14 protein-coding genes are annotated in these 14,545 nt (G+C 44.1%); 10 read left to right on the forward strand and 4 right to left on the reverse strand.

Annotated features, from left to right (window positions below; genetic code table 11):
- Nucleotides 1-58: 58 nt before the first annotated feature.
- Nucleotides 59-280 (reverse strand): DUF2795 domain-containing protein, encoded by a 222-nt coding sequence (locus ABR189_RS28120; RefSeq protein WP_012794455.1) that lies wholly within the window; start codon nucleotides 278-280, stop codon nucleotides 59-61.
- Nucleotides 281-381: 101 nt separating this feature from the next.
- Between ABR189_RS28120 and ABR189_RS28125 the strand changes: the two genes are divergently transcribed.
- The 3 genes from ABR189_RS28125 to ABR189_RS28135 are packed head-to-tail and all read left to right on the forward strand — an operon-like array spanning nucleotide 382 to nucleotide 1,756.
- The gene (locus ABR189_RS28125) at nucleotides 382-1,083 is read left to right on the forward strand and encodes an ABC transporter ATP-binding protein (RefSeq protein ID WP_354663854.1); all 702 of its coding nucleotides are present in this window, start codon (nucleotides 382-384) and stop codon (nucleotides 1,081-1,083) included.
- A 27-nt stretch (nucleotides 1,084-1,110) separates the two neighbouring features.
- Nucleotides 1,111-1,425 (forward strand): nucleotidyltransferase family protein, encoded by a 315-nt coding sequence (locus tag ABR189_RS28130; RefSeq protein ID WP_354663855.1) that lies wholly within the window; start codon nucleotides 1,111-1,113, stop codon nucleotides 1,423-1,425.
- Nucleotides 1,412-1,756, forward strand: a complete 345-nt coding sequence (locus ABR189_RS28135; protein ID WP_354663856.1) for a HepT-like ribonuclease domain-containing protein — start codon at nucleotides 1,412-1,414, stop codon at nucleotides 1,754-1,756. Before ABR189_RS28130 ends, ABR189_RS28135 begins: the two co-directional genes overlap by 14 nt.
- Before the next feature lie 32 nt (nucleotides 1,757-1,788).
- Here the strand turns inward: ABR189_RS28135 and ABR189_RS28140 are convergent, their stop codons facing one another.
- The 3 genes from ABR189_RS28140 to gatC form a co-directional block, all read right to left on the reverse strand.
- The gene (locus ABR189_RS28140; RefSeq protein WP_354663857.1) at nucleotides 1,789-2,349 is read right to left on the reverse strand and encodes a cob(I)yrinic acid a,c-diamide adenosyltransferase; all 561 of its coding nucleotides are present in this window, start codon (nucleotides 2,347-2,349) and stop codon (nucleotides 1,789-1,791) included.
- Nucleotides 2,350-2,604: 255 nt separating this feature from the next.
- Nucleotides 2,605-3,315: an ABC transporter ATP-binding protein gene (locus ABR189_RS28145; protein WP_354663858.1), complete on the reverse strand. Its 711-nt coding sequence runs from the start codon at nucleotides 3,313-3,315 to the stop codon at nucleotides 2,605-2,607.
- Between the two features lie 5 nt (nucleotides 3,316-3,320).
- Entirely contained in the window at nucleotides 3,321-3,611 is a 291-nt protein-coding gene (gene gatC / locus ABR189_RS28150) for an Asp-tRNA(Asn)/Glu-tRNA(Gln) amidotransferase subunit GatC (RefSeq protein WP_354663859.1), read from the reverse strand.
- Between the two features lie 133 nt (nucleotides 3,612-3,744).
- On the opposite strand from gatC, the gene trpS reads away from it, so the two are divergent.
- The 7 genes from trpS (at nucleotide 3,745) to ABR189_RS28185 (ending at nucleotide 14,541) form a co-directional block, all read left to right on the forward strand.
- Nucleotides 3,745-4,749 carry a tryptophan--tRNA ligase gene (trpS, locus tag ABR189_RS28155; protein ID WP_354663860.1) on the forward strand — a complete coding sequence of 335 codons (1,005 nt, stop codon included), beginning with the start codon at nucleotides 3,745-3,747 and terminating at the stop codon, nucleotides 4,747-4,749.
- 81 nt (nucleotides 4,750-4,830) lie between these two features.
- Nucleotides 4,831-5,466 (forward strand): deoxynucleoside kinase, encoded by a 636-nt coding sequence (locus ABR189_RS28160; protein ID WP_354663861.1) that lies wholly within the window; start codon nucleotides 4,831-4,833, stop codon nucleotides 5,464-5,466.
- A 220-nt stretch (nucleotides 5,467-5,686) separates the two neighbouring features.
- Nucleotides 5,687-7,747: a ComEA family DNA-binding protein gene (locus tag ABR189_RS28165; RefSeq protein WP_354663862.1), complete on the forward strand. Its 2,061-nt coding sequence runs from the start codon at nucleotides 5,687-5,689 to the stop codon at nucleotides 7,745-7,747.
- Between the two features lie 511 nt (nucleotides 7,748-8,258).
- Nucleotides 8,259-11,492: a SusC/RagA family TonB-linked outer membrane protein gene (locus tag ABR189_RS28170; protein ID WP_354663863.1), complete on the forward strand. Its 3,234-nt coding sequence runs from the start codon at nucleotides 8,259-8,261 to the stop codon at nucleotides 11,490-11,492.
- A gap of 49 nt (nucleotides 11,493-11,541) precedes the next feature.
- Nucleotides 11,542-12,975, forward strand: a complete 1,434-nt coding sequence (locus ABR189_RS28175; protein WP_354663864.1) for a SusD/RagB family nutrient-binding outer membrane lipoprotein — start codon at nucleotides 11,542-11,544, stop codon at nucleotides 12,973-12,975.
- A gap of 156 nt (nucleotides 12,976-13,131) precedes the next feature.
- Nucleotides 13,132-13,446 carry a DUF3467 domain-containing protein gene (locus ABR189_RS28180; protein WP_354663865.1) on the forward strand — a complete coding sequence of 105 codons (315 nt, stop codon included), beginning with the start codon at nucleotides 13,132-13,134 and terminating at the stop codon, nucleotides 13,444-13,446.
- A gap of 21 nt (nucleotides 13,447-13,467) precedes the next feature.
- On the forward strand, nucleotides 13,468-14,541 hold the full coding sequence (locus ABR189_RS28185; protein WP_354663866.1) for an Ldh family oxidoreductase: 1,074 nt from the start codon (nucleotides 13,468-13,470) through the stop codon (nucleotides 14,539-14,541).
- The last annotated feature ends 4 nt before the right edge of the window (nucleotides 14,542-14,545 follow it).

The following is a 14,545-nucleotide window of genomic DNA, read 5'->3' on the forward strand; positions in this document are numbered from 1 at the left end:
GAGCGGCTATTTTTTTAGCACAGGGACTGTTGGGCTGAATTAACAACGAACGATCCCATTAATATTCGTCTTCATTAAAGAAAAAGTCGTCCTGCGAAGGATAATCCGACCAGATATCCTCTATGCCTTCGTAAATTTCACCTTCGTCTTCCAGTTCCTGAAGATTTTCAATTACTTCAATGGGTGCACCGGAACGGATGGCGTAATCGATAAGTTCGTCCTTCGTAGCTGGCCAGGGAGCGTCCTCCAGGTATGAAGCTAATTCTAATGTCCAGTACATGTTATATAAATTTTTACTTTTTTAATTTTCCGCAAAAGTATTATTTAATTTGAAATAAACAACTATTACTATTTTAACGGTTAATTACTTTTCTTTGGGTTATGCTTACTGCACGCAACATTACCAAAAATTATTCCAACTTACACGTTTTGAAGGGAGTAAATATTACTGTCCACCAGGGAGAGATTGTAACGATCGTAGGCTCTTCCGGAGCAGGTAAAAGTACCCTTTTGCATATTCTGGGTACCCTGGACACGCCCTCCGGGGGAGAAGTATGGCTGGATGATGTCAATCTGACCGCTTTAAAGGGGTCTTTACTGGCAGATGTCCGTAATAAGTATATGGGATTCATTTTTCAGTTCCACCATTTGCTGCCGGAGTTTAATGCCCTGGAGAATGTATGTATTCCCGGCTTTATAGCAGGTACTGCCAAGTCGGCCGTGAGGGAGCGGGCGGCTTTTTTACTGGAAACCCTGGGGCTGAAAGACCGGATGGACCATAAACCTAAAGCGCTTTCCGGTGGAGAACAGCAAAGAGTGGCCGTAGCCCGTGCATTGATCAACAACCCGGCAGTGGTAATGGCAGACGAACCTACCGGCAACCTGGACTCCAAAAATGCCCGGGAATTGCATAACCTCTTTTTTGAACTGCGGGATAAATTTCAGCAAACCTTTATTATCGTTACCCATAATGAGGAGCTGGCTCCTTTGAGCGACCGGCAGCTGGTGATGAAAGATGGCCGTATCGTAAGCGGTAATGCTGAGGAGAACGGGGCACTGGAAAATATCATTGTGGAAAAGTAGCGGGACAAAAAGCCTTATATTTGTAATATGAATTCGTCCGTACATACCAAAAAGCTCTTGCTCCACCGTTTATCTCTGCATAGGGATAAGATAAAATCATTTGGGGTGAAGGAGTTGGGATTGTTCGGTTCTTTCAAAAAGGATACGAATATTCATATCAATAGCGATATTGATTTCTTAATAGAATTTGAAAAAGGTAAAAAAAACTACGATAACTTTATAGGGCTTTCTTTTTATCTGGAGGAACTTCTTGGCAGAAAAGTTGAACTGGTTACTTCCAAATCTCTAAGTAAATATATAGGTCCTCATATATTAAAAGAGGTGGAGCATGTCAGTCTCTAATGTCGAGTTGTTGAAGCATATTGAAGAGGAAGTAAACTTTATTCTGAAGGTGACTGCTGGTAAAACCCTCTCCGAACTTGAAGATGATCCTGTTTTAAGCCGGGCAGTAATCAGGAGCCTGGAAATCATTGGAGAAGCTGCAAAAAAGATTGATGATGAATTCAGGTCCCAATACCCATATATTGAATGGAAGAAAATGGCGGGTACACGAGACAAGTTGATTCATGACTATTTTGGGGTAGATTATGACATTGTTTGGAACATCATTGAAAGTAAACTCCCTACGCTAAAGGAACATGTAGATGTTATCCTTAGGGAACAATACCCTTAGTATTCCTTATATTTTTACGAAGTCTGATTTTACTACACCCTTGGCCGCCATGGTATTTCCGCTACGCCTAAACGTTGCGCTTCCCAACGGGCCAGCACAAACAGGTAGTCACTGAGGCGGTTGATATATTTTAAAACCAGGGGCTCGATAAACAGGTCCTGCTCCTGCATCCCTACACAAAGCCGTTCTGCCCTGCGGCACACACAACGGGCAATATGACAGGTAGATACCGCTACATGCCCACCCGGTAAAATAAACGACTTCATAACAGGCAGTTCTTCATTCATCTTATCGATACTGTTTTCCAGCAGGGTAATATCCGCTTCATGCAGATCCGGAATCTTCATCTTCGTTTCCTTATCCGGATCACAGGCTAATGCCGAACCTACTGTAAATAAACGATCCTGTACTTCTTTCAGCAAATTGTTGGTGTCCTGGTCGGCGATATAATCATTTACCAGCCCTATGTAGGAGTTGAGCTCGTCAATAGTGCCATAGGCATCTATCCGGATATGACTTTTGGGTACCTTGGTACCACCTATGAGGGAGGTTTTCCCCTTATCGCCTGTTTTGGTGTATATCTTGAAGGACATGTAGTTAAGCTTTTAGCTGTTGGCTGTTAGCTTTTAGCTGGCGATCGCAAATAGATCATTACTTACATCCCCAGCTAAAGGCTGTGAGCATTAAATGTGAACACTAAATAAGACTGCTAAGATAACTAAATGTCTTTGGTTTATTGCGGGTTACTGCTGGTTCAAAGGGCTTAAGCAAACAACTATTTCCATCCGCTTCAACCAGCTAACGGCTAAGAGCTAACAGCTCTTTATATTCGCTTCAATCGCTAACAGCTAAATGCTAACAGCTGATTTTATTTCATTCAGCTTATCGCTTTCTATCACACCATCGCGGAGGCGTACAATGCGGCGGGCATGTTCGGCAATATCTTCTTCGTGGGTAACGAGTACTACGGTATTACCGGAGGCATGGATGTTACCGAATATATCCATGATCTCTACAGAGGTTTTACTATCCAGGTTACCGGTAGGTTCATCGGCCAGGATAAGGGAGGGATCATTTACCAGGGCGCGGGCAATGGCCACACGCTGGCATTGTCCACCGGAGAGTTCGTTGGGACGGTGTTTATAACGTTCGCCCAGCCCTACTTTTTCGAGCATGGCCCTGGCTTTATCTTCTCTTTCTTTTTTGCTTACCCCCGCATAGATGAGGGGCACTGCCACATTTTCAAGTGCCGTGAGGCGGGGCATGAGGTTAAACTGCTGGAATACAAATCCGATCTCCTGGTTTCGTATCCGGGCCAGTTCATTGTCTTCCATTGTGCTCACATCATGGCCGCTTAATACGTACTTACCACCGGAAGGGGTATCCAGGCATCCTAATATATTCATCAGGGTGGATTTGCCGGAACCGGAGGGTCCCATGAGGGCTACATATTCATTCTTAAAAATGTTGAGGGATACCCCTTTCAACACTTGTAAGTCATTGTTGCCCATGTGGTAACTCTTCAGGATGTTTTCCAGGTGGATGACGGCATCTTTCATGTGCGTTATTTCTTAATGATTTTCGGAACTTTAAAATACTGGTCATTGCGGGAGGGCGCGTTTAACAAACCTTCTTCCCGGCTGATGGAAGGGACCACGGCATCTTCCCTGAAAACATTATAGTCTTCCGTTAAATGGAGCAAAGGCGCCACTTCCGTAGTGTCCAGCTCATTCAGCTTCTCCACAAAGGTAATCATGCGCTGCAAATCGCCTTTGATTTCGGATTTCTCCTCCTGGTTAAACTCCAGTCTGGCCAGCTCAGCTAATTGTTGCACCAGGGCATCATTCACTTCCATATTCAAATTAAATGAAAAAATAATAAAAGATAAGTTATAATTATGATGGTTTCCTCAAAAATAGGGATAAACGGGAGAATGTACTAATGGTCCGTCATTCACCTCCTCATTTTTTATTAACTTGCGCCCTTATATGGCAACAGAAAAAGAAATAGTGGTGAGCGGTATTCGCTCGACCGGTTTTTTACACTTGGGTAATTATTTTGGAGCAATCCGCAACTATATCCGGATGCAGGAAGATTTTAACTGTTACTTCTTTGTGGCAGACTGGCACTCCCTGACTACCCATCCCGATCCTAAAGATTTACGCGGCAATGTATTGCGTGTACTGGCAGAAAATATAGCGTCCGGCCTGGACCCTGAAAAGGTAGCTTTATATGCTCAAAGCGATATTCCTGAAATTGCAGAATTGTACCTGTTACTGAATATGCTGGCCTATAAGGGGGAGCTGGAAAAAGTACCCACTTTTAAGGATAAAGTACGCTTAAGCCCGCAAAACGTAAATGCAGGGTTATTAACTTATCCTGTACTGATGAGTGCAGACATTATGATCCAGCGTGCGGTAAAAGTACCTGTGGGTAAAGACCAGGAGCAACACCTGGAAATGACCCGTAATTATGCACAACGTTTTAATAACCGGTATGGTTATTTATTCCCGGAGCCGGTAGCCTTTAATTTTGGCGACAACCTGGTGAGAATCCCCAGTCTGGATGGTTCCGGTAAGATGAGCAAAAGCGAAAATGAAATGGCTACCCTTTATCTGGCAGATGAAGATGATATGATCCGAAAAAAGATCATGAAGGCCAAAACAGACAGCGGTCCGGCTGCGCCTGATGCGCCCCGTCCGGAATCTATTGTAAACCTGTTTCAGTTAATGAGCCTGGTATCAGCACCCGATACCCTGCAGTTTTTTGAAACCGCTTATGATAACCAGTCTATCCGTTACGGTGATATGAAAAAACAACTGGCGGAAGATATGGTCAATTTTATTGCGCCTATCCGTAACAAAGCCAGGGATCTGCAGCAAAATCCCGGATACCTGAACAGGATCATGAGAGATGGTGCTGCTAAAGCAAGAGAAAATGCGGCACAAACTTTGCAACAGGCGAGAAAACTTATTGGTATCAATTATTATTGATAATATGGGTTATTATTGATATTATGAGGACGGGTAGTGTGATTGCTACTCATTGCATTTACTTCTTACGATTTATAAAGCATGGCAAAACAAAATAAGATCAAGCACATAGCAGTAGCCGGAAACATTGGCGCCGGTAAAACTACGCTTACTGAAATGCTGTCAAAGCATTATAAGTGGATTCCACAATTTGAAGATGTAGAGCACAACCCGTACCTCAACGATTTTTATGAAGATATGCCCCGCTGGTCGTTCAACCTGCAGGTGTACTTCCTGAATGGCAGGTTAAAACAATTACTGGAAATACAACATGGCAAAGATGTAGTGATCCAGGACCGTACTATTTATGAGGATGCGCACATCTTTGCGCCCAACCTCTATGAAATGGGCCTGATGACCAAAAGAGACTTTGACAACTATTTCAATTTCTTTGAAACCCTGAAGTCGATGGTGAAACCACCGGACTTGCTGATCTACCTGCAGGCATCTGTACCTACCCTGGTAGCGCAGATACAAAAAAGGGGGCGGGAATATGAAGAAAATATCCGCCTCGATTACCTGAAACGCCTCAACGAATACTACAATAACTGGATCGATAAATACCAGGAAGGCCCCTTGCTGATCATTGATATCGATAAAAATAAATTCCCTGAGAGCGATGAAGACCTCGGTGAAATCATTTCAAAAGTAGACGCTCAGTTATACGGACTTTTCTGATTTTATTTTTTTAAGTATATTGCTGTTAGTGCTCTTTGTGTAAAGAGCAGGTTGACCCATTTTGGTATCACCTACCATCATAACTTTTCCACTTTAATGAGTTAAAAGTATACCCCCTGCAGGTGGCAGGCAGTTTTTGCTATGCCTGATCGGTATACCTGTAAATGAATACCTGTTGTACGGCAACAGGTATCACGATTGTCATTAAATGAACCCCCATATGAAACCCCTTTATGTATCCATTGTTTATGTATTGTTATCCACATGGGCATCTGCACAACAACCGGAAGAAGCATTGCCGGATATGCAGGAAAGCATGCTGGAAGAAGCTGCCGCAGCAACTGATATGGTACCGGAAGATGATACCCAATGGCAACGGCTTTCTATTTATGCCCGCCGCAAATTATCGCTTAATACTGCCGATGAAGCGGCTTTGCAATCATTGGGATTACTGCATCCTTTGCAGATAAACAGTTTTTTAGCTTACCGGCAACTAATGGGTAAGCTGGTCAGTATTTATGAATTGCAGGCAATACCAGGATTTGATCAGGAGCTGATCCGGCAGTTGTTACCTTATGTGGCAGTAGGCAATGACCTGGCACCACATTACACGCTCCGGGATTATATGCGTAATGGAGAACATAGTTTGTTGCTGCGTTATAGCCGGCAGCTGGAACGCGCAAAGGGATACCTTAAAAAAGAAGCTGCGGCTCCCCATTACCTGGGCAGCCCGGATAAGCTATTGCTACGGTACCGGTATAGTTTTCCGCAGTATGCCAGCTGGGGAATCACAATGAAGAAAGATGCCGGCGAACAATTTTTCAAAGGCGCACAACGGGCCGGATTTGATTTTTACAGTGCCCATTTATTTATCCGTAATTACAGAAAAATAAAAGCACTGGCGCTGGGTGATTTTACGGTGAATATGGGGCAGGGGCTGGTCAACTGGCAGGCACATGCCACAGGGAAAAGTGCGGCTGTCATGAATATGAAAAGGGAAGGCGAAGTGTTACGGCCTTACTCAGCTACCGGTGAGTTTAATTTTTTCAGGGGCATAGGTATTACGGTGCAACAAAAAGCCTGGCAGCTAACGGGATTTCTTTCCCACCGGCAACTGGATGGTAATCTGCTGCCACCTGATTCACTATGGAAAGAAGGACATATATCTTCCATCATCATGGGAGGATATCACCGGGCTGCTAATGAGCTGGCGCATCAAAATACCGTGCAACAATTATCGGGAGGTGGCAATCTGCAATACAACGGCAACCGGTGGAAGGTAGGGACCAATGTTATTTACCATCATTTATCCCTGCCATTGCAGAAAAAACAAGCACCCTATAATCAATTTGAATTTAGTGGGCAGGAAGCAGGCAGTGCCAGTATTGATTATGCAGGCTACTGGAAAAATGTTCACTTCTTTGGAGAAACCGCCATGAGTTATAATGGCCATATGGCTACTGTAAATGGTATCCTTACCAGTATATCGCCGAGGGTGGATATGGCGTTATTATATCGTAATTATCATCCTGCTTATCAAGCCATGTATAGCAATGCTTTTGGCGATGGTTATAAAGCCGCTAATGAAAGTGGAGTATATATAGCCGCAACGGTAAATATTACCCCACAGCTGAAAGTAAATGTCTATGCAGACCTATTCCGGTTTCCCTGGCAGAAGTTTAAGATCAGTACGCCTTCTGACGGACAGCAACATTTACTATTGTTCACGTACAGTCCTTCCAAACGTCTGATGGCCAGCATACGGTATCGTGCTGAAAGCGGTGCTGCCAATATTCCTACAGCGGATACTGCCCGGTTGATGAAGATAGTAATGCCAGTGACTAAACGAAATATCAGATGCCAGCTGCAGGTAGCTCCCGGCCAGGAGATAACCCTGCAAAGCCGGTTGGAAATAAATTACTATCGCACGCTTTATGGCAAACAAACAGGATGGATGGCATATCAACAGGTGCGATATAAACCTAAAAAAGTACCGGTAAGTATCACCTGCCGGTTAACTGCGTTTAGTACTACCAGTTATGACAGCCGTATTTATACAATAGAAAGCAGTGTGCTGTATGATTATGCTTTATCACAATTGTATGGAAAAGGCTGGCAGTATAATACCACGGTTAAATGGCGTGTCAGAAAAGGGTTGTCCTGCTGGGTACGGATACAACAGGTGTTTTATGCAGATACAGCCAGCATTGGCAGTGGCTGGGATCAGATAAACGGGCATAAAAAATCGGTAGTACAATTGCAAGTACAGCAGTTATTCTAGCGGAATTGTAGAATAAAAACACCTTGTTTTTGGCTATTTTTTCAGGTTAAGTAATTGATAACCATATTTGTAAGTCGTTTGGTTAATGAATTGTTAAATTAAACTTGTTGTTGATTTGATTTTTTTCCTAAATTGCCAGTACGTTCAACCAAAATCTAAATCATTTTATGAAGGAGTCCTACCTCTTTTATACTGTGCTTATGAGCATAACCTGCATTTCCGCGCATCTTTGCCTGCAATCAGCGTTATCAACCACCGGAACAATGACCATTATCACAGCAATTACTTAAAGTCAATTTATTTGTTATTGGGCGGACCGTATGCTATTCATAATGCTTAACCAATGTTAAAACAACGCAGTTAACTGGCCAACACTATAGACGATTTCCATGACACAAGACTGAACCATTCGTTTAACAGTAAAATTAATCTATGACCTGATGCAACACAACAGCTATATAAAGCTATAGCAGGACTAACTATTTTTTTCAACCAAAATCTGAATCATTGTATGAAAAAGTTCTTTCTTTTTCTCACCATGTTATTGGTGAGTGCATGCCTGGCCTATGCCCAGCAACGCCAGGTTACAGGAAAGGTCACAGGCAGCGATGGAGCGCCTGTACCATTTGCTACTATACAGCTTAAAGGTACCAACTCCGGTACAACCGCCAACCAGGACGGGGTTTTTAAGCTAAATGTATCCGGTAATTCCGCAGTTTTAATTGTAAGAAGTGTAGGATATGCTACACAGGAAGTAATGGTAGGCAGTACCAATACGGTTGCCGTTACGCTCAAAGCCGATGACCAGAACCTTGATGAGGTAGTGGTAACTGCATTGGGTGTACGAAGAAATAAAAATGAACTGGCTTACTCTGCACAGAATATAGGTGGGGAAGAGCTGAACAGAACAAGAGATGCGAACGTGGTAAATTCTTTGTCGGGTAAGATATCTGGATTGGAGATCCGCAGGAATAATACATTGGGGGGATCTACCAACATTGTATTGCGGGGTACCAAATCACTGACCGGCAATAACCAGGCACTGTTTGTAGTAGACGGCGTACCTATTGACAACTCCAATACCAACGCTGTGAATAACAGTGTGAATCGTGCCACTAACAGGGATCAGTCTACCGGTGGAGGTGGATACGATTATGGCAATGCTGCTGCTGATATCAACCCGGATGACATTGAATCAGTAAACGTACTGAAAGGTGCCGCTGCCGCTGCACTATATGGCTCCAGGGCCTCCAACGGTGTGGTAATGATTACTACCAAAAAGGGCAGGAGAGGTTTAGGCGTTACCGTTAATTCCGGCGTAACATTGGGTTATGTGGATAAAAAAACCTTCCCTACTTATCAGAAGGAATATGGTTCCGGTTACAGTGCTGATTACGGATCTCCTGATGGCGGATATTTTTCCTACGAAGATGTAGATGGCGACGGGCAACCGGATCTGCTGGTACCTTTAACAGAAGATGCCTCCTATGGTGGCCGGTTTGATCCTAATCTGCAAACTTTTTACTGGGGATCAGTATATCCCAAACTGGCTTCTTACCGGAAAAAACATGCCTGGGTAGGTGCTGCCAATGATCCCTCCTCATTTTTTGAAACAGCGGTTGGTACCAACAACAGTGTTATGGTAGATGGTGGTGGAGATCAGGGATATTTTAAACTGGGCTATACCAAAAATATCGATAAAGGTATTATGCCTAACAGCAAGATCACTAAAGACCTGATCAACTTTGGCGCTTCCTATAATATTACTTCCAAGCTCACCGCTTCTGCTTCCGTGAATACTACTATCATCAACGGATTGGGTAGATATGGTACAGGTTATAATTCAAAAAACCTGATGACCAACTTCAAGCAATGGTGGCAAACCAATGTGGATGTAAAAGAGCAAAAAGATGCTTATTTCCTGACCAAAGACAATGTCACCTGGAATCCCAAAGGTGTAGATAACCTGGTACCTGCTTATTGGGATAATCCCTACTGGACCAGGTATGAGAACTTTGAATCTGATAAGCGTACCAGGAATTTCGGCAATGTAAGTTTGAATTATAAACCTACGGACTGGCTGGAAGTACTGGGACGTGTTTCACTGGATACTTATAATGAAACACAGGAAGAAAGAACTGCTATAGGTTCGTTTGATCCATCAGAATATGCACGGTTTGAACATGCTTTCCAGGAGTTTAACTATGACCTGTTATTGAATTTTAGTAAGAATATATCAGATGATATCTCCTTCAAAGGCATACTGGGAGGTAATGTGCGAAGAACCACCAACGAATCCATTTTGTCTAAAACCAATGGTGGTTTACTGATTCCCCACCTCTATGCATTGCTCAACTCTGCCAACCCCATGGAAGCGCCAAGGGAAGTATCCACTACAGAAGAAGTAGATGGTATTTTTGCCAGTGTGAGTTTTGGCTTCAAGGAATACCTGTTTCTGGATCTGACTGCCAGAAGGGATGTGTCTTCTACCTTACCGGCAGGTAGCAATGATTATTATTATCCATCCGCTTCCCTGGGTTTTGTATTTTCTAAACTGATGCCGGACGCTACCTGGTTATCGCATGGTAAATTCAGGGTCAACTATGCAGAAGTGGGTACCAGTGCTCCTCCTTTGTATGTAAAGAACTACTATGATGTACCTACCGGCATTGATGGCGTACCGCTGGCTTCTGTAGACGGCAGAAAATATAATCCTAATCTGAAACCGGAACGTACCAAGAGCTTTGAAACAGGGCTTGAAATGGCCTTCCTGAATAACCGCGTTGGTTTTGACCTCACTTACTATAAACAAAATACGATAGACCAGATCGTACCACTTCCGGTATCAAGATCTACCGGTTTTGACTACAAAGTAATTAATGCAGGTAATATCCAGAATAAGGGAGTAGAAGTATCCGCTTTTGGTACACCGGTTAAAACAAATGATTTTTCATGGACGATTAATCTGAACTGGTCACGCAACCGGAATGAAGTAAAATCGTTACCAGGTATTACTACTTTGCAGCTGGCCAACTTCCAGGGAGGAGTTTCACTGAATGCTTCTGTGGGACAGCCTTATGGCACTATCATTGGCAGCAACTTTGTGTATAAGGATGGACAAAAGCTGATCGGAGAAGATGGCTATTATGTACAGTCTCCCACCTCCAATGAAATTATCGGAAATGTGAACCCCAACTGGATTGGTGGTATCAGCAACACTTTGAAATACAAGGATCTTGCCCTGAGCTTTTTAGTAGACATACGTCAGGGAGGCGATCTGTTTTCGCTGGATTTGTATTATGGACTGGCCACAGGCGTATTACCTGAAACAGTAGGCAACAATGATAAAGGCAATCCCTCCAGAAGCCCGATTGCAGATGGGGGAGGTGTGATCCTGCCTGGTATAACAGAAGACGGTAAAGCCAATGCCACCCGGGTAGAGAATATCTACGGTTTGTATGGATACGTAAATAACCCATCTGCTGCTTTCGTGTATGATGCCAGTTATGTAAAACTGCGTGAAGTGGCCCTGACTTATTCTTTGCCAAGATCAGTGATGGCGCGTATCTCTCCTTTCAAAGCAATTGATTTTTCATTGATCGGCAGAAACCTCTGGATCATTCATAAAAACATTCCTTACAACGATCCGGAAGAAGGTTTAGGTTCCGGTAACCTGCAGGGGTATTTATCCGGTAGTTATCCTGCCACCCGGACTTTTGGATTTAACGTGAAATTCAGATTCTGACATTTGCCATATGCAAGGAATTACATATAGCCAATAAAAATAGAAAAACATGAAAAAGCTTATTATATATACATCAGTTGCCCTGGCGGTATTGTTCACCGGAGTGTCTTGTACAAAGGACCTGACGGACCTGAACAATGATAAGAAAAAACCTGCTGGCGTATCACAGGGCGCGCTCTTTGCCAGCGCCCAGAAAGAGTTGGTAGATGCCGTGACCAGCACCAACGTAAACCTGAACATTTTCAGATTGATTGTACAACATTGGCAGGAAACCACCTACCTGGATGAGTCCCGCTATGATTTAAATACCAGAAGTATTCCGGATAATTTCTGGGATGCTATTTATACCGATGTGGTAAAAGACCTGGAAGAATCGAGAGGAGTGGTAAATGCAGATGCTACCATTTCCGACGGTGTTAAAAAGAACCAGATTGCACAGATTGAGATTATGAGTGTGTATGCTTTTTCCGTAGGGGTAAATACTTTTGGAGATATCCCTTATAAAAAGGCAATGGATATTGAAAATATCTTTCCATCCTATGATGGGGCGCAGGCGATCTATGATGATATGATTGTACGTTTGAATGCAGCGATTGGTGCGCTGGATGCAGGAAGCGGAAGTTTTGATAACAGCGACCTCATTTACAGAGGAGATATTGTAAAATGGAAAAAATTCGCCAATTCGCTTAAAATGCGGCTGGGAATGATATTGGCAGATGTTTCTCCGGCCGTAGCCAAGAAGATTGTGGAAGAAGCTTCCCCTGGCGCTTTTGGCGCCAATGATGATAACGCTACTTTCCCTTATTCTACCGTACCTCCCAATACCAACCCGCTTTGGGAGGATCTGGTACAGAGCCAGCGTCAGGATTTTGTAGGGGCCAATACCCTGATTGATTTTATGAATGCCAGAAATGACCCCAGAAGAGCCATTTTCTTTACCCAGCGCGGTGGCACTTACATTGGAGGCAATCCGGGATCAAGCAGTCCATTCAGTAATTTCTCTGGTCCCGGCACCCTGCTTACCAAGAAAGATCTGGTAGGTTTGCTGATCGATTATGCAGAAGTGGAGTTTATGAGAGCAGAAGCACTGGAAAGACAATTTGCCGTAGGAGGCACTCCAAAAGAACATTATGACAATGCGATCCGTGCATCCTTTCAGTATTGGGGACTTACCACTGCCGATGCTGATACTTACCTGGCCCGGCCGGATGTAGCCTATGCTACTGCCACAGGGACCTATAAGCAGAAAATAGGAGAGCAGAAATGGGTAGCCCTGTATAATCGCGGGTATGATGCATGGGTAGAGTGGAGAAGACTTGATTTCCCTAAATTAAAAGTACCCAACAGGGCACAATCAGTTACACCATTACGTTTTACTTATTCCATAGATGAACAAAACCTGAACAGGACCAATTATGACGCCGCAGCAGCGGCCATTGGCGGGGATGTAGTAGCCACTAAACTGTTCTGGGATAAATTTTAGTTTTTCCTAATAAGCATATGTAGAAAAGACCGCCCTTTTCCAGGGGCGGTTTTTTTATGCGGTCTGTAAAGGGCAGAACTTTAATATATCCCAAAAAAAGCGCGATAAATACGCCCTGCTTTTCTATTTTTGTACTTTCCTTTTAAAAAGTACAGCATGGAAAATCAGCAAGAAGATCAGAACCAGCTTAATATTGAGTTGACTGAAGAAATAGCGGAAGGCGTATATGCCAACCTGGCCATTATCACGCATTCTAATGCCGAATTTGTGGTAGATTTTGTAAACGTTATGCCTGGTCTTCCCAAAGCCAAAGTTAAGTCCCGCATCATATTGACCCCCCAGCACGCCAAACGGTTTATGAAGGCCATGGTAGATAATATCAAGAAGTATGAAGCCGTAAATGGCACCATACAGGATCAGGAGCCGGTATCATTACCTATGAATTTTGGTGGTCCTACTGCACAGGCTTAGTGCATTATATAATTACTGATAATGAATCATATATATTCCTATCATCATTTAAGGGAGTTTACCCGTGAAGTATTTATTCATATGGGTTGTTCTCTCGAACATGCTGCTATGGCCAGCGAGGTATTGGTATCGGCGGATCTGAGAGGCATTGATTCTCATGGAGTAGCACGGTTATCCGGATATGTACGCTTATGGGAAGCCGGGCGTATTAATCCCAAACCCAATATCCGCATTGTGCATGAAACACCCAGCACAGCGGTAGTAGACGGGGATAGCGGACTCGGTCTGGTGGTAGCGCCTTTTGCCATGGAAGTAGCCATGCAAAAAGCAGCAGCAGTAGGCAGTGGTTGGGTGAGTGTAAAACATTCCAACCATTTTGGTATTGCAGGCTATCATGCTATGAAAGCCCTGGAAAGGGATATGATCGGTATGGCCATGACCAATGCCAGCCCGCTGGTGGCACCCACTTTTGCGAAGGAGCGTATGCTGGGTACCAATCCCATTGCAGTAGCCATACCAGCCGACCAGCAACCTCCTTTTGTGGCTGATTTTGCCACTACTACTGCAGCCAACGGTAAGCTGGAAATACTGCAACGGAAAAGTGAAGCAGCCCCTGTGGGCTGGATCCAGGACAAGGATGGGCATTCCAGTACCAACCCGCACGAATTAAAAGATGGCGGCGCGTTATTGCCCCTTGGCGGCGACCGGGAGCATGGCAGTCATAAAGGGTATTGTTTGGGAGCAATTGTTGATATATTTTCGGCCGTTCTTTCCGGCGCTAACTATGGTCCCTGGGCTCCTCCATTTGTGAGCTTCCTGCCTTTACCCCCCGATCCGGTAGGGGAAGGGCTGGGGCATTTCTTTGGGGCCATGCGGGTAGATGCTTTCCGTCCGGCAGATGAATTTAAGCAACATATGGATAAGTGGATAGGCCGCTTCAGGAGTGCTACCCCGGTAGAAGGGCAGCAGGTACTGATCCCCGGTGATCCGGAACGGGAAATGCAAAAAGCCCGGCTGGAAGAAGGGATACCGGTATTGGCACCGGTAGTAAAAGACCTCCGGGAAGTAGCTGACAGGTTTAAATTGAATTTTTGATAAA

It is taken from the genome of Chitinophaga sp. H8 (genome assembly GCF_040567655.1).
Classification (GTDB): domain Bacteria; phylum Bacteroidota; class Bacteroidia; order Chitinophagales; family Chitinophagaceae; genus Chitinophaga; species Chitinophaga defluvii.